At 37.2% G+C, this 22,236-nt stretch carries 21 protein-coding genes; 10 read left to right on the forward strand and 11 right to left on the reverse strand.

Going from position 1 to position 22,236, the window contains the following annotated elements; translation table 11 throughout:
• Window positions 1-6 precede the first annotated feature (6 nt).
• The 5 genes from LC115_00400 (at window position 7) to LC115_00420 (ending at window position 5,690) form a co-directional block, all read left to right on the forward strand.
• Entirely contained in the window at window positions 7-687 is a 681-nt protein-coding gene (locus tag LC115_00400) for a DUF4412 domain-containing protein (GenBank protein MCZ2355140.1), read from the forward strand.
• Between the two features lie 2 nt (window positions 688-689).
• Window positions 690-1,853: a 5-(carboxyamino)imidazole ribonucleotide synthase gene (locus tag LC115_00405; protein ID MCZ2355141.1), complete on the forward strand. Its 1,164-nt coding sequence runs from the start codon at window positions 690-692 to the stop codon at window positions 1,851-1,853.
• Entirely contained in the window at window positions 1,854-2,387 is a 534-nt protein-coding gene (locus tag LC115_00410) for an RNA methyltransferase (protein ID MCZ2355142.1), read from the forward strand.
• A 176-nt stretch (window positions 2,388-2,563) separates the two neighbouring features.
• Window positions 2,564-4,507 carry a tetratricopeptide repeat protein gene (locus tag LC115_00415; GenBank protein ID MCZ2355143.1) on the forward strand — a complete coding sequence of 648 codons (1,944 nt, stop codon included), beginning with the start codon at window positions 2,564-2,566 and terminating at the stop codon, window positions 4,505-4,507.
• 64 nt (window positions 4,508-4,571) lie between these two features.
• Window positions 4,572-5,690: a glycosyltransferase family 4 protein gene (locus tag LC115_00420; protein ID MCZ2355144.1), complete on the forward strand. Its 1,119-nt coding sequence runs from the start codon at window positions 4,572-4,574 to the stop codon at window positions 5,688-5,690.
• On the opposite strand, the gene LC115_00425 is transcribed toward LC115_00420, so the two are convergent.
• From LC115_00425 to LC115_00460, 8 genes are read right to left on the reverse strand one after another with little or no spacing between them, the layout of a single operon-like run.
• Window positions 5,687-6,088, reverse strand: coding sequence for a hypothetical protein (locus LC115_00425; protein ID MCZ2355145.1), 402 nt, complete (start codon window positions 6,086-6,088; stop codon window positions 5,687-5,689). The genes LC115_00420 and LC115_00425 overlap by 4 nt on opposite strands.
• 1 nt (window position 6,089) lies before the next feature.
• Window positions 6,090-6,557 carry a membrane protein insertion efficiency factor YidD gene (yidD, locus tag LC115_00430; GenBank protein ID MCZ2355146.1) on the reverse strand — a complete coding sequence of 156 codons (468 nt, stop codon included), beginning with the start codon at window positions 6,555-6,557 and terminating at the stop codon, window positions 6,090-6,092.
• A 5-nt stretch (window positions 6,558-6,562) separates the two neighbouring features.
• Window positions 6,563-7,138: a phosphatase PAP2 family protein gene (locus LC115_00435; protein ID MCZ2355147.1), complete on the reverse strand. Its 576-nt coding sequence runs from the start codon at window positions 7,136-7,138 to the stop codon at window positions 6,563-6,565.
• Between the two features lie 20 nt (window positions 7,139-7,158).
• Window positions 7,159-7,683 (reverse strand): DUF1599 domain-containing protein, encoded by a 525-nt coding sequence (locus tag LC115_00440; GenBank protein ID MCZ2355148.1) that lies wholly within the window; start codon window positions 7,681-7,683, stop codon window positions 7,159-7,161.
• 15 nt (window positions 7,684-7,698) lie between these two features.
• Window positions 7,699-8,031, reverse strand: a complete 333-nt coding sequence (locus tag LC115_00445) for a hypothetical protein (GenBank protein MCZ2355149.1) — start codon at window positions 8,029-8,031, stop codon at window positions 7,699-7,701.
• A gap of 33 nt (window positions 8,032-8,064) precedes the next feature.
• Window positions 8,065-9,483, reverse strand: a complete 1,419-nt coding sequence (locus tag LC115_00450) for a membrane dipeptidase (GenBank protein ID MCZ2355150.1) — start codon at window positions 9,481-9,483, stop codon at window positions 8,065-8,067.
• 15 nt (window positions 9,484-9,498) lie between these two features.
• The gene (locus LC115_00455) at window positions 9,499-10,818 is read right to left on the reverse strand and encodes an alkaline phosphatase family protein (protein MCZ2355151.1); all 1,320 of its coding nucleotides are present in this window, start codon (window positions 10,816-10,818) and stop codon (window positions 9,499-9,501) included.
• Window positions 10,803-11,582 carry an enoyl-CoA hydratase/isomerase family protein gene (locus LC115_00460; protein ID MCZ2355152.1) on the reverse strand — a complete coding sequence of 260 codons (780 nt, stop codon included), beginning with the start codon at window positions 11,580-11,582 and terminating at the stop codon, window positions 10,803-10,805. Before LC115_00460 ends, LC115_00455 begins: the two co-directional genes overlap by 16 nt.
• Before the next feature lie 53 nt (window positions 11,583-11,635).
• Here LC115_00460 and LC115_00465 point away from each other — a divergent pair, with 53 nt between their 5' ends.
• Window positions 11,636-12,682, forward strand: coding sequence for a glycosyltransferase family 2 protein (locus LC115_00465; protein ID MCZ2355153.1), 1,047 nt, complete (start codon window positions 11,636-11,638; stop codon window positions 12,680-12,682).
• Between the two features lie 25 nt (window positions 12,683-12,707).
• On the opposite strand, the gene LC115_00470 is transcribed toward LC115_00465, so the two are convergent.
• Entirely contained in the window at window positions 12,708-13,271 is a 564-nt protein-coding gene (locus LC115_00470; protein ID MCZ2355154.1) for a TetR/AcrR family transcriptional regulator, read from the reverse strand.
• A gap of 189 nt (window positions 13,272-13,460) precedes the next feature.
• Here LC115_00470 and mnmD point away from each other — a divergent pair, with 189 nt between their 5' ends.
• The 4 genes from mnmD to LC115_00490 all read left to right on the forward strand — a co-directional run bounded on the left by mnmD (window position 13,461) and on the right by LC115_00490 (window position 17,258).
• Window positions 13,461-14,138 (forward strand): tRNA (5-methylaminomethyl-2-thiouridine)(34)-methyltransferase MnmD, encoded by a 678-nt coding sequence (gene mnmD, locus LC115_00475; protein MCZ2355155.1) that lies wholly within the window; start codon window positions 13,461-13,463, stop codon window positions 14,136-14,138.
• A gap of 65 nt (window positions 14,139-14,203) precedes the next feature.
• Window positions 14,204-15,619, forward strand: coding sequence for a hypothetical protein (locus tag LC115_00480; protein ID MCZ2355156.1), 1,416 nt, complete (start codon window positions 14,204-14,206; stop codon window positions 15,617-15,619).
• Between the two features lie 26 nt (window positions 15,620-15,645).
• On the forward strand, window positions 15,646-16,308 hold the full coding sequence (locus tag LC115_00485) for a 4'-phosphopantetheinyl transferase superfamily protein (protein ID MCZ2355157.1): 663 nt from the start codon (window positions 15,646-15,648) through the stop codon (window positions 16,306-16,308).
• A complete protein-coding gene (locus tag LC115_00490) occupies window positions 16,305-17,258 on the forward strand; it encodes a methylenetetrahydrofolate reductase (GenBank protein MCZ2355158.1) in 954 nt (317 codons plus the stop codon). The genes LC115_00485 and LC115_00490 overlap by 4 nt, the downstream gene beginning before the upstream one ends.
• A 17-nt stretch (window positions 17,259-17,275) precedes the next feature.
• Here LC115_00490 and mfd read toward each other — a convergent pair whose 3' ends face one another.
• Together mfd and LC115_00500 are read right to left on the reverse strand one after the other, a co-directional pair.
• Window positions 17,276-20,650: a transcription-repair coupling factor gene (gene mfd, locus LC115_00495; protein MCZ2355159.1), complete on the reverse strand. Its 3,375-nt coding sequence runs from the start codon at window positions 20,648-20,650 to the stop codon at window positions 17,276-17,278.
• The gene (locus LC115_00500; GenBank protein ID MCZ2355160.1) at window positions 20,643-22,226 is read right to left on the reverse strand and encodes a GMC family oxidoreductase N-terminal domain-containing protein; all 1,584 of its coding nucleotides are present in this window, start codon (window positions 22,224-22,226) and stop codon (window positions 20,643-20,645) included. The genes mfd and LC115_00500 overlap by 8 nt, the downstream gene beginning before the upstream one ends.
• Between the last annotated feature and the right edge of the window lie 10 nt (window positions 22,227-22,236).

Genomic DNA, 22,236 nt, shown 5'->3' on the forward strand with positions numbered 1-22,236 from the left:
AAATTCATGCTTTGGATAAAACACACATTATTTTGGATCGCTCTTTTAACAACGGGTATTGCTTTTGGGCAGCATGACGGAACGGCTTTCTCAAAACCGGATGTTCCTGAATTTGAGGGAACTATCAACTATTCTATAGCCATAACCGGAAAAAACGCCAAAGGATTTGCAGCAGACGAACCAATACAAAAAATGGATCAACATTATAGAAAAGGAGATTTTATCATACAACTCTATGAAGGCTCATTTCCTACCTCTATTTTATACATTTTGGATTCTAATAAAGTCTATTACATAGATGCAGCCAATAAAAGATACTTTCTAAAAGATAAATATCAGTACACTAAAAAAGATACCATTCCAATAGCTGTAAAAAAATCGGAAGAACAAATAATCTTGGGTCACAAATGCTCTACTTGGGAGGTTACTAAGGGTAGCGAAACCACAACATATTACGTTTCAGATAAAATCTATGTAGATATTAGCCATTTCAAGAAGAAGCCCAGAACCAAAGCTATCTTTCTGATAAAAGGCTTAGACGGCAGAATACCACTCAAAACAATCCGTAAAACTCCTGACTTAACCATAACAACTACCGCTACCCGGCTTTTGCCAAAAGCATTAGATATTCAGAATTTCAGAATTCCTAAAGACTTTAAGCGACATATAAGAGATTGGCGGCGTTAGCAATGGGTAATTATTTATTCAGTAATCCATCGTTCAAATTGGGTATTTTAGGCGGCGGGCAGCTTGGTAAAATGCTCTTGCAGGTGTGCAATTCATGGGATATTCACACAGAAGTTTTAGACCCCTATAAAGAACCTCCTGCCCGATTTTTATGCCAAAAATACCATCAAGGAGATTATACTGATTATCAAACAGTTAAAAAGTTTGGGCAAAATCTTGATTTAATAACCATAGAAATTGAAAACGTAAATACGGATGCCCTCAATTCATTGCAAAATCAGGGAAAATTAATATCACCTAATCCGGCAACCGTAGCAACTATTCAAGATAAAGGTAACCAAAAATCTTTTTTCTTCAGAAATAATTTACCTACTGCCCCCTGCCGTTTTTTTACAAATGCCCATGAAATTCATATCAGCATACAGAAGCAGCAGATTAATTTTCCATTTGTACAGAAATTACGTACAGGCGGATATGACGGTTACGGAGTACAAGTGATTCATAATCAGGGAAATTTGAATAAACTATTCGATGCTCCAAGTATCGTAGAGCCGCTTGTTTCTATCCAAAAAGAACTTTCTGTAATCATCGCCCGAAGCCGGTCAGGAGAAATTAAAGTATTTCCTATGGTTGAAATGGTTTTTCACCCAACAGCTAATTTGGTTGAATACTTACTTTGCCCCGCCCATGTTTCAGATTCGGTAGTTAAAGATGCCAATGATATTGCCCACACATTGGTAGAATCACTGTCTTTTGTGGGTCTTTTAGCAGTAGAGTTTTTTTTAACGGATAACAACGAGTTACTTATCAACGAAATAGCTCCACGCCCGCACAACAGCGGTCATCATACAATTGAATCCTGCGTAACCAGCCAATATGAACAACTGCTACGAGCTATTTTAGGATTCCCTTTAGGAAGCACTAAGTTACGTACACCGGCTGTAATGCTCAATATTTTGGGAGAAGATGGGCACGACGGAAATGTAAAATATCTTGGAATCCCGGAATGCCTAAACATTGAAGGAGTAAAAATTCATGTTTATGGTAAAAAACATATCCGCCCGTTCCGAAAAATGGGGCACGTAACCATCGTGGACGAAAACTTAGAACACGCCATCCAAAAAGCAGAACAAGTTAAACAATTACTGAAAGCAGTTTCTGCATAAATGAGAAAATTAACAACTTACGAGATAGAACAACTACATGATGCAGCTCTAAAACCAACTATTAAAACTCCGATTGTAGTAGTTTTAGAAAATATCCGCAGCCTGCATAATGTAGGGTCAATTTTCAGAAGTGCCGATGCCTTTAATATTCAGAAAATATTTTTATGTGGAATTACCGGCATCCCCCCCCACCGAGAAATCCAAAAAACAGCCCTTGGTGCAACCGAAACAGTAGATTGGGAATTTTACAACCATACCCAAGATTGCATAAGCAATTTAAAAAAAGATAATTACAAAATAATTGCCGTAGAGCAAACAGACCAAAGTATTGATATTTCTCGGTTAAGCATTCTCCCTAAGCAGTCATTAGCATTTATTTTGGGAAATGAAGTTAATGGCATTTCAGCAGAAATCCTTGAACTCTGTGATGCCGCCGTTTCCATCCAACAATACGGAGATAAACATAGCTTAAATGTATCCGTAGCCGCCGGAATTGTGTTTTTTAGCATCCTGCAAAAATTAACAGACCAATAATTAGATGTGAATTTTACGGTTAAAGTATTGTTAAGTAATAATAACTTCTGAATCGTAACAAATTATCTAATAAAACCTGCAAAGAACGAAAATGTGCAAAAAATATTTTTGTTTCAACAAACAAAATGTAAGTAACTTTGCAACGAATTAACCTACTTAATACAAGATACGGTGTTATGCTATTACCCATAAGAAATTTTGGAATAAAATTATTTTCGCTACTAACGGTTAGTTATCTGCTTAGTGGATGCGGCCCGGAAGGTTTGATAAACAAGACGAAATACAACGGAAAAAAAGTTACTAACACTTGTAAGAACTTTGAAACCGAAGCAAAAGCGATGCTTGCCTCAAATATGGGACAAACGACCCTCCGCGTAAGTGAATATGATAACTCTCAGTTTGACTATTTCTACTTAGAACCCGGTCAGTACGAAATAAAAGGAGACACCTTGTATTTCAGAATGATCGGCGACATGGAGTACGGAAAATATTTGACCAAAGGAGTAGCTGTTCATGTAACAGCCGAGTATTCATCACAAGAACATCTGAAAAATATTGAATCAGAACCCCAAGGACAATTGGGAATGCTCGTTATTGATGAGACTTACTACAAGGCAAATAACACACCGTTTTTCTTGTATAAGATTCCGGTCGGCAAAAAATTAGATGGCCGGCAGGTAATCCTGAAGTTCTCAATCGTTCAATACAAAAAAGGAAAAGTAGCTAAGGTATTTTGCAATACAGTGGAAGTTCCACTAGGCCCAATGGAGCCAAACTGCTGCACAGACCAACCTTGGGAGCAGGCTAATACCGGTTCATTGGTAATACTACCAGATATTAACATTAAAGATGAAAACTACCGCTATAAGGGATTTCAAGGAACATTAGACCTTATCTTCCCGATGAGTTCAACCAAGTTTAATGAAAACGAATTAACAGACGTTATCACAAACTACTTAGCCAAATACGAAGCCGAAGGCTTTAAGGCAAATACCATTAACATTGAAGGTTATGCTTCACAAGGCGGAACGGAAGAATTTAACCAAAAACTTTCAGAAGCACGCTCTCTTGCTGTCTTTAATGACCTAACGAAAAAAATGCCTAAAGAAAAGGCTGAAACAATCAAAATTGAATATTCCGGTAAAGGTGAAGATTGGGAACGCTTTGACCTACTCACCAAAACAGCCGTAATGACTGATGAAGAGCGTAAGCAGGTTCTAACTATATCCGCTTCCAGTGCCACCAAAGATGAAAAAGAAGCAGAACTCCGTAAACTGCCCCATTGGGATAAACTCGTAAAAGAAGTATTGGAAAACTGCCGTCATACATTCATCACCTTTACTTTCGATTATCAACCGGATAAAATGTACACCGAAATGTATCCCTCCAAAATGCCGGTTATCTCTCCTGAATTGTATAACGTAGCAACCAAAAAAATGACCATTGGTAAATACATAAAAGGAACTGATGCTCAAAAAGGACTGCGTGTACTTAATATGTTGATTCCAAATAATGAAAAAGCTAACCTATTTGCAATGCGCTGCACCTACTTATTTGGTATCAACGACATAGCCTCTGCTATTAAAGACATTGAAAAAGCACAATCCTTAGATAAAAATAACCAAGACTATGCTATGGCTTCTTTGGCTTTCAAAACTAAATTTGCCAGCAACTATTCCCTTGATGAACGCATGAAAATGCTTGATGCTTACAATGACTATGCTATAAAATACCCCAACAACAAAGGCTTGTATTTCAACCGTGCTGTGATGATGGAAAAAGTAGGTTTTATTTCCGGTGCCTTAGCTGAATATTCAAACTTAATTACAGAATCTTCCAAAACAGCTACAGGACTAAATAACCGCGGTGTAGCAGAGCTAAAAACCAATCGTTTTGCAGAAGCAGAGGCAGATTTTAAAGAAGCTATCTCCTTAGACCCCTCACAAGCTGAACCATATTTTAACCTTGCTTTAATTTATGCTTACAAAGGACTTCCAGATAAATGTGTAGAAAACTTAGATAAAGCCATTGAAATTAACCCTAAGTATAAAGATGACGTTATGACGAATCCGGTTTTCTCTGTAATGCGTGATAACCCAAAATTCAGTAAATACAAATAATCAATTTCTCTTATAATTGAAAAAGCCGCCGAAAAGCGGCTTTTTCAATTTATTCCAAGAAAAAATGCGTATAGGAGTAAATACAAGGCTATTGCTTGCAGGAAAATTAGAAGGTCTTGGGCGTTATGCCCATGAAGTACTGTCTCGTTTGGTTCAAATTTATCCCCAACATGAGTTTTATTTTTTCTTTGACCGAAAATATGACCCACAATTTATCTATGCCCCAAATGTAACTCCGGTTGTTGTTTACCCTTCGGCAAGGCATCCCGTTTTGTATTATATCTGGTTTGAATGGGCACTACCCTACTATTTAAAAAAGTTAAACATTGATTTGTTTTTTTCTCCCGAAGGTTATTTATGCCTAAATAGCCAAGTATCTCAAATTCATGTAGTTCATGATTTAGCTTTTGAGCATTATCCGCAAGATATTTCGTATTTAGAAGGCTTATTCTATCGCTTTTTTTATCCGAAATATCTCCAAAAGGCTCAAAAAACAGTTGCTATATCAGAGTTTACCCGTCAGGATATTTTAAATTATTATTCTGCAGATCCCCAAAAAATCATCCCTATTTGGAATGGAGTCAGTGAAAATTTTCACCCCATAGATGAAGCCGAACAATTAAAAACGCGCCAAAAATACACAGCCGGCTATCCTTATTTCTTGTATGTAGGTTCAATTCATCCACGAAAAAACCTTTCTAACTTGATACGTGCTTTCAATATTTTTAAAAAAAACACATTAACTCCACATAAGTTAGTTATTGTGGGAAGAAAAGCTTGGGATTATCAAAAAGTTCTAATGGACTCCAATGAATGCAGTTATCGTGATGATATTTTATTTACCGGCTATATTGCTGATGAAGACTTAGTGAAGTTATATGCATCCTGCGAAGCAGTTTGCTATGTATCTTATTTTGAGGGGTTTGGATTACCTGCTGTAGAAGGTTTCCGAAGTGGTGTGCCGGTCATTGCTTCTAATACTACCTCTTTGCCGGAAGTATGTGGCGATGCTGCTATTTTGGTAGATCCACATTCTCCGCAAGATATTGCTAATGGTATGGCTCAGCTAATTCAAAATCCCGAATACAGAAAAAACCTGATTGAACGCGGAAATGACCGTGTAAAATTATTTTCATGGCAAAACACTGCAGAATCAATCGGAAAATTGATATTTGGTAGCTAACTCGCTTCAAAAAGTTGATTTATCTTAGCATTAAATGCCTCTTTATTGATGATAAATTGTGTTTGTTCCCCTTCTGCAATAAGTATTTTGTGCCAAAAAGCCTTCCATTTACAATGGATTTTATTGTTAATAACAGATTCCAAAGTGGCTATTAGCGTTACAGTTGCTTTATAGGGAGCTGGTTCATAGTGTTTTACTGAAACATAAGCGCCAACACCTTCTTCGGTTTCTTCCAGCATTTCTAATACAAAGAGGCGACAAACCCATTCTGCATCTTTAGCAAGAGCAAAAGTCGCATATACTCGGTGTACCAAGCCGGAATCAAATTGAGCCAATCTGGATTCATCTACCCAAACATCAAAAGTCTTTGTATCCCCAAGCTGAAAAGGATTTAACATCTTAGTTAAAGTTATGAAATGATTTTAAATGGTACAATTTGGGTGGGTCAAAATATTTACGTCTTTTGGTGATACGAATAGTCGGTATTTCTTTGGCTACCGACCGAGAACATCTTGTTAAGCGGTCGGCTGATAACGCTATCCCTTTGATGATTCCAAATTGCTGAATAGCTTCTTTGCTAAAACGGGAGCAAGACGGTTCATACATACAATTTTTGGATAGCTGTGCAGATAATACCGTTTGATAAAATCGTAAAGACCCGTACAAAACCCAGTAAAGTGGATTTAGTTTAACGTAGAGCGGCTTTTGAGATAATTTAGGTTTTGGTTTAGGCGACTTACGAGTAAGTTGGATATGAAAGTCTTCTATAGAATTAATATCTTGATTATCAAGTTTTTGTGCATTTATTAACGAAACTGTTAGATAAGTAATTGCATAAAACAAGAGTTTAATTTTTAAAAGATTCATTTTTCCTAAGCATTTTTGTATAAGCCACTTACAGGAATAGACCATTGAACTAAGCAATATTTTAAGCCAAAAGCAAGGGTAATTCCTAAGATCCAGCCGGCTAAAATATCTCCGGGATAATGCACACCTACATAAATCCGAGAATAACTTACCAATAATGCCCACAAAACCCAAATAGTTTGTAAAACAGGGTTTTTCTTCAAGACAGTAGTTATCAACCATGCGGCTAATACTGCGGTATTAGCCGCATGGGATGAGATAAAGCCAAATTTTCCACCACAGTTTGGGATAAGCAAATGGATTAACCCCTGCAAACTCTGTTCATGGCAAGGGCGCAATCGCTCAAAAAAAGGCTTTGTGAAACCGGATGAAATCTGGTCTGCTAAGGTAATTAGCAACGCAAGGCAAATTAACCAAGGGAGCAACCGCCAACGGTAACGATAGCCAAGCCAAAATATCCAAACGCCATACCAAGGTAGCCAAGTCCATTTTTCGGTAGCAAAAACCATCAACGAATCAATATTTGACTGATGAAATTGGTTTAACCATAAAAATAAACCTTGATCTAACTCTTGAAGCATTTAGTATAATTTGCTAATAATTAGTTTTTTACAAAGCCTAATTGAATTAAAGCAAATACAGCATAATTCAGAATATCAATATAATTTGCATCAACTCCTTCGGAAGCGATTGTTTTTCCGTTATTATCTTCAATACTACGGATACGCAGAATCTTCATGAGTATCAAATCCGTTAAGGATGAGGTTCTCATATCTCTCCAAGCTTCTCCATAATCTTGATTTTTAGCGAGATAGGTTTCAAAGGCTCTGACTACTGCTTGATCATAGTATTTTTCAATGTTATCTTCATGATTGCCTCCGGATAATATTATCAATGCGATTATTGCATAGTTTATTAAGCCAACATATTCATTTTCAATGGGTTCTTGAACAGAATTTTTTCCTGTATCTTCGATTGTCCGAATCCTTTTTGCTTTAATAAAGAGTTGGTCAGTTACCGAAGTTAATCTTAATATTTGCCAAGAAGCCCCGTAGTCTAAATGTTTTTTTAGAAAAAGTTGTTTGCAAGTTGCTATAACTTGATAATATTGATCTGAGGTATTCAAGAGATAATTGAGTGTTTATTTTTTGTGTTTTTCAAATTCTTCTTTGCAATGAGCTGAGCAGAAGCCATATAGCTTACCTTCAGCGGTTCTAAGAGTATCTGATATGGGATATTCCGCAAAACTCATCCCGCAAATAGGGTCTTCCTTTACGGTTAAACTGGCAAACAACTCGGGGGTTGCGTCCTTTCCGGGTTTTGCATTGTCTTCTGACATACCATGCTCATCATGAGCGGAATGTTCCTCATGCTGCTCGGTAGAAGTTGAGGAATTTGTACTTTCTTGGGCTGCCGGTTTACTGCAAGATACAAGCAGAAAAAGTCCGGCAACGATAATATTAAATTTAATCATTTAGCAAAATTATACAATAACTTGCAAAAATGGTTATTTAAAATACTTTTCCATAAAACGAACAAAGTTATCACGCATGATTTTCTGAACAATTTGTTCTGGTTCTAATTGAGTTTCACGAAATAATGAAAATCGTTGATGAAATAATTGTAACAAAGAATCATCTAAGCCAACGTTGTTTTCATTTGTTTTGCGATAGTCTTCTACGGTTACAATACTGTCAATGGGGTCAATTATACCATCAAAATCACTGCCGATGCAAATATTATCAAGTGCTAATTGGGGGGAAATACCAAATGCAACAAGCGTTGTGTAAATATGAACTATTTGATTAAAAAAGAGTTCCACCCAATTTCCATTTTCTTTTCGGATTTTTTGGGTTAGTTTTTCACCTGCTAAAACTCTTTCGTCTAAAATGATTCCGATTAAGCCATCTAATTGATGGATTGCCAGAATATCGTCATCATGGATGTTTATATCCCAAGGATTGAAGCGTTGGCTTTGTAATCTATCTTGGGGTGAGTCTTCTTTGGTTTGTAGTAGTTGATGGTTTCTGAGGTTTGTTCTTTTTCCGGAAACCGCTACGTGCGAAGCTATTATCGGTTTTTTGTGTTGTTTTGCAAGTTCATAAATCTGATAGCGAGCAACGGCATCACAGTGTTTTACATCTAAAATAATATTTTCTTCTAAACAGCGTTTTACAAAGAACTGTCCTAAGTAGGTTAGACCTCGATACTCTCCTACTAAATGCAGGGATTTTATCGGATTATGGGCAATTTTTTGTAATCCAACCAATTCAATAGCCTTTGGTTGTGTTGCTAAGTGATTGTAAACAAAATGATTAAGTGTTAAGCTGAATACAAAGTTTTCTTTCATAAACTGGATTTTTTGCTCAATCATTTCTTCGTTAATTATTTCCGGTAAATCTTTATTTTTTCCCGGAAAAAGGGCATCTCTGTATTCAAATCCTAAGCAATGGCTTCCTTCTATGGCTAAAATCAGTGCAATTTGGTTTGGGTTTTTCAGGATTTCCTGCGCGTGTGCATAGGAATGAGCGATAACAGCTTTGCGGTCGCTATCTGGGTCTTGTAGGTTGCGTTTTAGGTAGTTAAGTTCTTCTTGAAGTAAGTCAAAAGGCCGTTTGTTTAAAATATCTCTGAGGCGTTTTACGTCCATTTTCATTACTCTGGCCATGACCCCCGGCATTGTAACCAATTTTCCCAAAACATAGCGTTCTAACATTGTTATGGAGCACATTACAAAGCGTGTGTTGGAGTTTAAGAGTCTGGAGAAATCTGCTTGCGTAAGTTTTGAGGTTCTGCCGACCCGTTCTTCCGGGCTGGCTTCATCATAGCGATGCCAAGGATTGATTATCGCATTGATTAAAAATGCCTTTAAAGTTGGATGAATGTGTAAATCACAATAAAAATCTTCTGGTTTTGAATAATTCATGAATAATATTCTGTATCAATAAGTTAAATCTTTAGAAAGTAATTTGATGCTCCAAACGACTTTTCCTCGCTTGGATATAACTTGGTAGTTTAGCTCTGCGGTATCATTTTTTGGGATGCAAGTAAATTTGCCGTAGTTATGTTTTCGATACCAAGAGCCGGGGATTCTGATTGGGTTATTTCTTTCAACATCGCCTTTAAAACTTGGTCTAGGCCAACTTGTTAAGGGTGAATTGGTAAATTCGTATAGCGGATAGAGGTTTTCTTTTTCTACTTTAAAGGCTTCGCTATGGTGTTTATCTCCGGATAAAAAGATTACGCCGGAAATTTTATTTCTCCGGATAAGTTCCAGTAGGTTATTAAATTCTGTGGTATAATGGGCAAAAGATTCATGTTTGGTAATTTCGTTCAGCACTTGTGTGCCGCTGACTATACATTTGAATTGGGCGTTAGATTTTTTAAGCTCTTCGATAAGCCAGTTTATTTGCGTTTTGCCAAACATTTCACCGGAGGGGCCATCTTGGGGAGTTCGATAATAGCGACCATCTAAGCAAAAAAAGTCAATTACTCCCATAGAAAAAGTAAAGTAGTTTTCTGAACCTTGATTGGGTTGTTTTGGGTTTGGCCAAAATTGGTGAAATACTTTTAGTGAATTATCTTTTTTATTAAAGTCTCCATTGCCATCATTGGGGCCAAAGTCGTGGTCATCCCAAATAGCGAATTGTCTATGTGGCCTTAACGCATTGTTTACCACACGGGTTCTCCGCATAGACACATTGCGTAGATACATCCGCTTGTAGTTTTTCCAATAATATCCCGGCAGGTAATAAACGTTATCCCCTAACCACAAAAAATTTGTAGGTGGTTCTTTGGCAATTTGGCGTAACGTTCCACGATTGGTAAAAGCATTGAGTGGAGAAAAAAAACCTTTTCCAATATACATACAACTTCCCAAAAGCATTGTAACGGTATCTTCATGGTTCGAGTTAGGCGTTGAAAACGAACATATTTGGGGCTGTTTTTTTCCGTCAATAGAAAAGGATACAGAATATTTTGTTGCTGGTTTTAGGTTTTTTAGGGTAAAAATAATAGCCGGTTTTTTAACCGGAAAAAGTTCTTGGTTAATGGGAAGGCTATACTGCTCAATTGTTTGTCCATTTTCCTGCAATATGGCTTCGGCAGCAGTACCACATTTTTTGAGTAAAACCCAAAGATAGGCTTGCTCGGTAGTAACCTGACCCAGATAGGGCCCAGAAATAATTTGAGATTCTACTTTAAGATAAGAGCCTAAAAATATGATAATAAGTATTTTGCAAAATATTATTTTCCTTTCCATTTTGGATTTCGTTTTTCTATGAATGCATTCATACCTTCTTTTTGGTCTTCGGAGGCAAACAGTAAGTAGAAGTTTTTTCGTTCAAAGAACAATCCTTCTTCTAATGAGGTTTCAAAAGATTTCAGAACAGCTTCTTTGGCTAATTGGCAGGCTAAAGGAGGTTGTTTGGCTATGGTTGTTGCGAGGGATATAGCTTCTTGGAGGTATAGTTCTACGGGAACGATTTTGGTGATTAGGCCGGCTTGAAATGCTTCTTGTGCGGATATAAAACGTCCTGTGAGTACCATTTCCATTGCTTTGGCTTTTCCGATAGCGCGGGTAAGCCGTTGTGTACCGCCGGCGCCCGGCATCACTCCTATTTTTATTTCTGGCTGGCCGAACTGTGCTGTTTCGCTGGCTACTATCATATCACAGAGCATTGCCAGCTCACATCCGCCTCCCAATGCAAAGCCGGAAACCGCCGCTATAATGGGTTTCTTAACCCGCTTGATTTTATCCCAAACAGAAAATTGGTCTAAAATCAGCATATCAACAGCACCGCGCCCTGACATCTGCTTAATATCAGCACCGGCAGCAAAAGACTTTTCGTTTCCGGTAATTATGATACAATGAACGTTTTCAGTTTTATCTAATTGTTGGCAGGCATCGGCCAATTCTGCCATTAATTCTGTATTTAGGGCATTGTATTCTTTGGGGCGATTCAAGCGAATTAAAGCGACATTGGCTGATATTTCTTTTTCAACAATAATAAATTGATAATTCATAGTTACTAATGGGTAGCAAAGTTACGTATCTTTGCGCTTTAAATACGTTTTCTTTGGATTTAGAACCACATGTTTCTGTATTAATTCTAAATTATAACGGTAGAAATTGGTTAGAGCGTTTTTTGCCCAGTGCTTTGGCTACAAAGTATTCTAACTTTTCTGTTATTGTGGCTGATAATGCTTCTACTGATGATAGTTGTGCTTGGTTGGAAACCACTTATCCCGCCGTTCGGTTGATTAAATTGGCTAAAAACTACGGTTTTGCGACTGGAAATAACTTAGCGGCAGCCCAGATAGATTCTCCGTATATTGTTTTTTTAAACAGTGATGTAGAAGTGGATTCGGCGTGGTTAGCTCCACTGGTAAAGCGAATGGAAGCTATGCCTAAACTGGCTGCTATACAGCCCAAGATTCGCAGTTTTTATGAAAAAGAAAACTTTGAATATGCAGGTGCTGCCGGAGGATTTATTGACGAATTAGGCTATCCTTTGTGCCGAGGAAGAATGGTAAACATTTGCGAGCGCGACAACGGGCAGTATGATGATTTTAGGACTATCTTTTGGGCTGGTGGTGCCTGTATCTTGGTTAGAAAGTCTGTAATTGCCGAAATAGGGCTTTTTGAGGGGTATTTTTTTGCGCATCAAGAAGAAATAGATTTTTGCTGGCGTGCCCAGTTAGCTGGTTATCAAATTGCAGTAGAGCCACTTAGCCTCGTTTTTCATGTAGGGGGTGGTACTTTGGCACAGCAATCTCCTCGTAAATCATTTTTAAATTTTAGAAATAACTTGATGATGATTGCGCGGCTGTATCCGGCTCCGCAGGTTTTTTTCTTACTGTTTTTTCGGCTATGCTTAGACGGTTTAGCCGGCTTTGTTTCTTTGATAAAACTTAACTATCAGCAAACACTTGCTATTCTTCAAGCTCATTTTGCCTTTTATGGGCAATTTTCAGCCATATTTCGTTTTAGAAAGCAGTTTAGATACCCCAGAAGACCTCTTCGCGAGCTAACCGGCGTTTACAAAGGTTGGTTCTTGATTCATTTTTTCCTGCTGAATACCAAAGTATTTTCAAAACTTCCGCCAAAAAGGCTAAAAAACTGACCCTGAAAACCTCCAAAATTTCGTATTATTTCATAAGATACCTTTCTAAATATAAAGAAGGAATCAAGGCTAAGATGCCGTCTGCTAACTCTGACGGAGCTAATTTTTGGCAGCTTGCTAATTGAGGGTAAATATTTTTGGCGCTTTCTTGAACCAAAAAGTATCCCGCAACGAAGCAAAATAGGTCAAAAAAAAGCTGTTTTTGCTTGAAACTTACCTCTTGGTAAGGGGGAATTTCTAACTCAAATGTGAGTCCGGCAAAGTTATTTTTAGCTTCAAATACTAAAAACTGGATTAGTTCCGGCTGTTTTTGGTGAATATCTTCAATTTCTTGCAAGCAAGCAGTAACCTTAGTTTTGGTGCTGGTATGCTCGGCAGCAAACGCTTGGTAAACAGGCTGTAACTGACTTATAGCATAGTTAACTGCCTCTTGGTAAAGTAGTTCTTTACTTTTAAAGTGATAATGTAATAACGCTTTACTGATTCCGGCTTCATCTGCAATAGCCTGCATACGTGCGCCCACAAAGCCTTCCCTTAGAAATGCCTTTCGGGAGGCAGCTAATATCTGATTTCGGATAGGTTGTTCCATTTTTTAGGGTTGTAAAATCACCGCCACAAAACTAACCAATTAGTCAAAACAAAAAACAGAACACTGACCAATTGGCCAGTCGTTATCCCATAAGACTAACCAATTGGTCAGCCTTATATTCATACCTTGACTAATTGGTTAGTTTTGTTTTGTGTTTGCTGACTGCTTGGTTAGTGTTATCTTTGTGGTGTGTTAGATGTAATTATTACCCAAGACGGCTCTCCTACTGTGTTTGACCACTCAGTTCAAAGCCACTACCACTCCCTATCGGGTGCAATAGGAGAATCTAATCATGTGTTTATTCAAGGCAGCTACCTTCCTGAACTCCTTAAATACGGAAATGTGTATATCCTCGAAATTGGATTCGGAACAGGATTAAATTTTTTATTGTCTTATTATCAATTAGTTATAAATACAAAAAATAAAATTTTCTATACCGCTTTTGAGCCTGATTTGCTACCGGAATTACTTATGGCAGAATATTATCACTCTCTGCCTGCGTATTTGCCTAAGTTAGATGCCTTAACAACAATTTACCAAAGACCTATCTCTCCAACCATAACAGTTGATTTCTTTCCACTCGCAGAACTAACTGTTTTTTCATGCCCATTTTCAAAAGAACTAATTAAGAATCAACAATATGACTGTATTTTCTTAGATGCTTTTGACAGCAAAATATCTCCGGAGCTCTGGGACGAAGATGCTTTTTTAACCTATTTTGAATTGCTGAAAAACGGTGGCTGCTTAGTTAGCTACGGTATAACCGGACAAGTACAACGAATCCTAAAAAAACATGGTTTTTTCTTTCAAAAGCCAAGCGGATTTGGGAATAAACGCGAAATGCTAAGAGTTTGGAAGCAAGAATAATAAAACTATGTACCTTTGCGCAGCATAAAGCAGTGGTAAAAAAGAATTTTATTTTTTTTATACTTTTGATTTGGGGTTTACTCCTGCGTGTCGGATATTCCCAACAGGGAGAATTTGATAATCAGTTAGGTGAGTTGATTACCATTTACCAAAGTGCTAATCAAGATAAGCCGAATAAAGACACTAAAACGCTATACGATTTGCTCATTAGCACCCGAGAAGCAATAAACAACTATCAGCAAGATTCTACATACTTAAACTATAAAGAACTACAAAACCGAAATAACAATCTTCTGAAATATGCCAAACGATTTGATAGCGATAACGCCCGTAAGGTTATTTTCTGGTCAGAATCCCTGCGTGATTATCTTCTAAAAAACCCAAAATCCCCCGAAGAATTACCCCAACCGAATACAGAACAACCCAAAGAAAAAGATTATACCGCAAATACAGCCAACCAACCTAACCAGTCAGAAGAACAAGGCTCTATAATTGTACAATCCTCCCCCATTTCGAGAATCCCCGAAATGACAATTATTTACTTTTTATTTGGAATTATAATTTTACTATTCTGTATCACCTGGCTAAATGCCTTTGGAAGAAGAAAAAAGATACTCCAAGCCGTAGAGAAAAGACTAACAGAACAATCAAAATTGATTGAATCATTAGAAAAAAGACCCCAAATATCCCCCACCGAAATAATGACTACCCAATCTAAAGTAGTTGCAATCGAAACCAGCATAACTACTTTTTTTCAGGAAGTTGAAGCCAAAATAAATGTTCTGAATTCTAAAATAACAGAAGTTAATACGAAACAACTTGACTTTGGTAAAACGGTAATTACCGAGATAAACCAGATGAATACTTGGATACAAGAGATTCGGACTTCAACGGATCTCAAGATGCAGCAACTAACAGACAAAATCCACGCTATTGAATCCCTAAAAGCAGATTTAGATGCTGCTCCCATTTTAAAAGGAAAAGTCTTGCTGCCCTTAAACTCTTCCCTTCGAGAAACGATTTTAAAAATCGGTAGTGAATCAAATATACATTCTTTAACCCATTTATCACAAACCTTAGGTTTAAATAACCCTACTCAACAAGGGGACTTATACGCCATAGCTAGATTCGCCCAACTTTCTTATGTTGCCGCTATCAATGACGGGCAAGCAGCCTATAAACAATTGATTACCCAAATACGCCAATTAGAAGTTGATGTTGATGACCAGACCATAGGTCGCTCCCCGCATGCAGAACATTATGCCGATAATGTTACCATAGAAAACTACCGCGAAAGTGCACGATTAAAATCTTCCGAATTTCCTAACCAGCAACACGTTATATCCGAAATTCAACAAAGAATTTCACAAGGAAATATCGCAAAAGGAGCCATCGTTTATATCTTAATACCTTCCGTTTTTTACCTAAAGGACGGCTTAAAACTTATGGTTGCTCGGGGGATTTATATTTTAAATGCATAACAAGAAGATCCACGTAAATTTTAAATATGCCGTTTATACCTGTCAATATATCCAATGAAGATATTTTTATAGGCATTTGGAAAGTTGACCCCAGTGAAAATGAAGATTTCTTTAGAGAACGTTTAGTTCTGTTTGAATCTGAAGAAGAAAAGTTAGAACGAATCAAAGTGCCCGAAAAGCGTTTAGAATGGTTAGCAAGCCGCTTAGCACTCAAAACTTGTTTGCCATTTACAGATCCCTTAGAAGTAAAAAACACTTTAACGGGCGAGCCGACATCTCCTCATGTTGAAGGATATTTTTCTTTTTCGCACTGCCCCGGGTTTGGGGGCGGCGTTTATTCAAAAAAATATCGTGTCGGAATAGATTTAGAAGCACTCAAAACGACTCGCGATTTCGCCGTCAAAAGAATGTTTATGAACCCGACAGAATTAGATTGCTATAATAGTAACCCAGCACCAGAACGGTGGTTCTTCCTTGTATGGAGCTCCAAAGAAGCTCTCTATAAATGGTATTCTTGGCGGGAATTATCTTTTAGAAATCACTTAGCAATCCAGCCACAAAATAAAATTTCTGACAATGGGACAATCCAAGCAACGCTCCAAAAAGGATTGTTCAGCAAGGAAATCATTATTCATTACCAATTTTTTGAAACCGTACTTTTAACTTATTTGTTTACTGAAATCGAATGAAAGTAGTAGAACATTTAGCATTAGCCAAAAATCCGCATATTAGTGTTGAAATTATCCCCCCTAAGCGAGGTAGCAATATCCATCAACTGCATAAAGCAATAGAGAGCGTTTTACCGTATAAACCGGCCTTTATTGACATTACCAGCCATGCAGCAGAAGCCATTTTAGAAGAAATGCCGGACGGAACAATCAAGCGTAGAACCAAAAGAAAAAGTCCCGGCACTTTTGGGCTTTGTGCAGCTATTAAATATAAATACAACGTTGATCCCGTTCCACACCTACTTTGTAATGGCTTTACCCGTGAAGAAACCGAAGACGCCTTAATAGAACTGAATTATTTGGGGGTTGAAAATCTGCTCCTAATTCGTGGAGACGGCCAACCGCGCAGAGACCAAGTAGGTAGAACCGTCAATAATCACGCCTTAGATTTGGTAAAACAAGTAGCTAACATGAATAAAGGTATTTACCAAGATACTTTGATTGACGCTTACCCGTCAAATTTTTGCATCGGAGTGGCAGCTTATCCAGAAAAACACTTTGAGTCTCCTAACCTGAATTTTGATATTGATAATTTATTAGCCAAGCAAAATGCCGGTGCAGAATATGCCGTTTGCCAAATGTTTTTTAGTAATCAATACTATTTTGATTTTGTAGAACAAGCTCGTAAAAAGGGGGTTACAATTCCTATTTTGCCAGGACTTAAAATTTTAACCTCAAAAAAACAACTGCACTCAATACCTCGGTCGTTCTTTGTAAACCTACCCGAAGAATTAGTATCAGATATTTTAAATGCCACAAATGATAAAACCGTTTTAGAAATAGGTATTAACTGGGCATATCATCAATCTCTTGGGCTATTGGAAGCCGGCTTGAAAAATCTGCATTTTTATATTATGCAAAACACAAGCCCTTTTATTTCATTAATGAGCAAACTTTCCTCTAAATTATAGTATATTTTACTTTAATGTTATGCATTAACTACCTCACTATAAGAAATATTTAGAAATCTTTTAACTAATAAGGTTAAGTCTTTGAGTGATGCTATATTTCCTATTCGGATAACTAAATGACCATCATCTTCTTTTAGTTGAAGGTTAGGTAGTTTATCTAACTCAGCAAGTAGATTCGTAAATTGTTGTGAATTATAGAACTGGGTTTTATTTTGGTGAGGAAAAACCAATTTTGCAATTCCACTTTTTAATGTAATACGTTCAATTGATAGCTTTCTGGATAATTCCCTGATTCTCACTATGTCAAATAAACTCAAAACGGGTCTTGGAATCACCCCGAACCGATCTATCATATCTCTGGAAATCTGTTGAATATCAGTATCTCCCTGAGATTTGCTCAGCCGATTATAGAAATGTAATCTTTCAGATATGCTTTTTATGTATTCATCGGGGATATACATCTCTAAGTCAGCTTCAACAATACAATCTTTAGCATTAATATTTGCTTTAACGATAGCTTCTCCTTTATTGTTAATCAAGTCTTTAAAGCTTTCTTCTTTGATTTCAAGAATAGCTTCTTCTAATATTTTGTTGTATAGTTTATAGCCTATTTCGGATACGAATCCGGATTGTTCTGCACCGAGAATATCTCCATAGCCGCGAATATCTAAGTCGCGCATAGCAATATGAATCCCGCTGCCAATTTCCGAAAACTCTTCAATGGCAGCAAGCCTCTTACGAGCATCTGTACTAAGGATAGAAAGTGGTGGAGAAAATAAATAACAATGTGCTTTTTTATTTGAACGGCCTACCCTACCCCGCATCTGATGTAAATCACTCAGACCATACAAGTTAGCATCATAGATAATAATCGTATTAACGTTTGGAATATCTAAGCCCGACTCTATAATAGTGGTACTAACCAGAATATCATACTCTCTATTTATAAAATTCAGCATGATTTCTTCCACTTTTTCGCCGGACATTTGCCCGTGCGCGATGGCTATCCTGCTTTCCGGAGCTAACTCTAAAATCTTAGCAACTATTGATTCTAAATCTTGGATTCTGTTTTTTACAACAAAAACCTGCCCTTTTCGCCGTAATTCTACATCAATAGCATTACGTAAAACTTCTTCGTTATATGTAAATAATTGAGTATCAATTGGCTGTCTATTTGGTGGTGGTGTGTTAATCACCGACATATCCCGTACTCCCATAAGCGAAAACTGAAGTGTACGCGGAATTGGTGTTGCAGTTAAGGTTAGCGTATCAACATTTGAACGCAGGTTTTTTAGCTTTTCTTTTGCATTAACGCCAAATTTTTGTTCCTCATCAACGACTAAAAGCCCTAAGTCTTTGAAAATAACGTCTTTTGACAATATTCGGTGTGTCCCAATCAGTATGTCAATTTTTCCGTCTGCTAATTTTTTTAGTGTTTCTTTTATTTCTTTGGCTGATTTTAACCTACTTACGTAATCAATTGTAATGGGAAATTTTTGTAATCTTTCAGAAAATGTTTTGAAATGCTGTAGAGCTAAAACTGTTGTGGGCACTAAAATGGCTGTTTGTTTTCCGTCTATTGCAGCTTTAAATGCTGCACGGATTGCTATTTCTGTTTTTCCAAAACCTACGTCTGCACAGATGAGCCTATCCATTGGCGCGCTACTTTCCATGTCTTTTTTAACATCTTCATTAGCAGTAAATTGGTCTGGTGTATCTTCATATAAAAAGGAGGCTTCTAATTCTTTTTGCATATAGGTATCTGCCGAAAAGGCAAATCCGGGTTGGGCTTTTCTTTTAGCATAAAGAGATATTAAGTCAAAAGCCAACTCCTTAACGCGGCTTTTTACGCGGGATTTGGTTCGACTCCACTCTCCACTACCCAGTTTACTTAACTGCGGAGCAGCTCCTTCTGAACTTGAATACTTAGAAACCTCATGTAACCGGCTGATACTTAGATACAAAATATCATTATCTCGAAAAAAAAGTTTGATGGTTTCTTGCTCAATCTCTCCCTTTTTGATTTTTTCTAACCCTCCAAAACGGCCTATTCCGTATCCTTCATGCACCACATAATCTCCGGGTTTAAGTTCTATTAATTCTTTAATCGAAATTTTATTAGATTGCTGCCGTGCATATTTCGTTTTGGGTCGCTGATAACGTTCAAAAATCTGATGGTCAGTAAAACAGGCTATCTTTAACGCGCTATCTATAAAACCGGCATACAATTCTCCTATTCTTAAATGATAATTTATTTTGGGAGCTATTCCAGTCAAAATTTCTTGTAACCGATTAAACTGCTTTTCATTTTCCACCAATAGATATGTTTTAAAGTCTTTTTCGGCTAAGTTTTCTAACTCTTTGGCTAAGGCAGTCATATCTTTATTCAAAAGTGGCTGCGCATTTCCAGTAAATATTAAGGTTTCAGTATTTGGGGAAAGCGAAGTAAGGCTTCCGTATTCTATACAAACACGCTGATTAAAAATATCTTGAATAACTGCTGATGAAGCATAAACCTTATTTGGTTCTGATAAAAGGCTTGCCCCATTCGTTTTTTCTTGCTGCTGTTCATAATAAACCTGCGCAACTTCTAAATACTTATCTAATTCATGGTTAATATATTCAAAATTGTTAGCAAAGATTATTGTGTTATTGGGAAGATGATTTAAAAATGGAATATATTCTTCTTGATTTGAAATTTCCTGAAAATTAATCAGTAATGAAAATTCATTCGTACTGTGGATTGATAACTGCGTTTCTGCGTTAAAATAACGGATTTCGGAAACAGTATCTCCCTGAAATTCTAAACGAACAGGGAACTCATTTGCATAGCTGAAAATATCTACAATTCCTCCACGAACAGCAAATTGGCCGGGTTCGCTTACAAACGGAACTTCCTCAAAATGATACGATTCTAAAAGTTCTACAATAAAAGATATACCGCTATTTTCTCCAACCTGAATGCGAAAAATACTCTTTTGGAGCGTTTTTTTATTTAAAACCTTCTCACAAAGGGCACTTACATAGGTTACAATACAAAGGTTAGAATCGCCGGTAGTGTAAATTTCATTAATAGTTTCTCCTCTTCTGATAATATTTGCATTGTCAATTTTATCAACTTGATACGGTTTCTGAAACGTAGCCGGATAATAAAGCCATTTAAGAGATGGTTGCAAATAAGCTAAATCATTCAACAAATAAATAGCCTCTTCTTTATTATTGCAAATAACCAAAGTAGGTTGCTTAGAAATTTCTGTTACGGCAGCCAGTGCTATACTAAATTGACTACCTGAACAGCCATGCCAACGAAAAAAAACAGGCTCTTGGGTTAGTTTTTGGCAAAAATCTTGTATAAAAGTTGTATTTTGATAGTGAGATACTAACTCATTCATTTACAGTGTCTTGTTTGTTAGGAATAAAGGATAGTGCATATTCGCTTAAAGCTGTGATTGTAAGACTGGGATTTACGCCGATGTTACAAGGCACAATGGAACCGTCTAAAATAAAGAAATTTGGGTATCCCAAAACCTCCATTTTAGGGTTCACAACGCCTTGTTGGGTATCATTTCCCATAGGGCAGCCCCCTAAGATGTGAGCTGTTGTGGTCATATTAAACATTACTTCGGTAGCGGCGTTCATCGGTTTCCCACCGGTTACACGCGCATAATGATGCATAATCTCCTGACCCTTAGGGATAAAGGCAGGTACTTTCTCATCTTGGTTAGGTTCTAAGGTTATTCTTCCGCCCAAAATCCCTTTTTTGAAAACCATACGCATTTTAGTATCTATATTTTGCATAACCAGCAAAATAATAGTGTTGTTTTCTATCTTGCTTTTAAATAGTAGTTTGAAATAAGAAAAAGGATTTAAGAGTAAATTTCCCAAAAACTTAATTGGTCGTATCCATGGGTGGGCATCACCGGTAGCCGGTATTGCTAAACGTGCCATCAAGCCTGAGCCTTCCGGATATTTAACTACTTCTATATGAGTGTGTTCATCGGCATTAAAGGCCGAAGAAATAGCAATACCGTTATTTACTTTCTGAGGAATATCGGTAATTCCGCAGAGCATTTCGGAGTTGGTACGAATCCCAAACCCCAATTTTTCAGAAAGTTTTGTTAGCGTTTGGTACTTATATTTCTGTTTGAGTAATAAATCTTGTGTGCCGAGTGTACCTGCACTGCAAATTAAGCCTCGAGTTAAAATTATACCAGACTTTTTGGATGTTGTTGATTTCCAATATATTTTGTAAATATTATCTTGATATTCTATTTTCCAAGCGTATGATTCAGCTTGGATAATAGTGCCCTTTTTTTCGGCAAAATATAGATAATTTTTGTCAAGAGTATTTTTTGCGTTATAGCGGCAGCCCACCATACAGCCTGCGCAAGCTGTGCATCCGGTTCGTAGAGGTCCTTCACCGTTGAAATAAGGGTCAGTCGGTTTATCAGTTGGGCCAAAATATACTCCAACATCTAACGAATGGTAATAAGATTCACGATTTAACTCTGTTGCCACTTTTTTAAGTGCTTCATCTTCAGCACCTAAGAGTGGGTTTTTAGTTACGCCTAACATTCTACGGGCTTCGGCATAATGGGGAGCTAATGTTGTTTCCCAATCTCCCAGATGAGCCCAAACCGGATTTTTGTAAAATGCCTGCGGAGGCATGAATAAGGTATTTCCATAAACCAGACTTCCGCCGCCTACTCCTGTCCCACTCAATACAAAGAGTCTCTTGAAAAATGTAAGCTGCTGAAAACCAAAGAATTTTAATTTAGGGAACCATAAGAATTTTGCGGCTTTCCAATTTGATTCTGGAAAGTCTTCCTGTTTCCAGCGTTTTCCTTTTTCAAGCACCAAAACCGAATAGCCTTTTTCGCTTAGCCGCATTGCCGAAACCGAACCGCCAAACCCAGATCCGATTACTACGTAATCATAAACATTTTCCAAGTTATTTCTTTTTAGCAAAAATACAATT

This window comes from Bacteroidia bacterium (assembly GCA_026932145.1).
GTDB lineage: Bacteria > Bacteroidota > Bacteroidia > J057 > JAIXKT01 > JAIXKT01.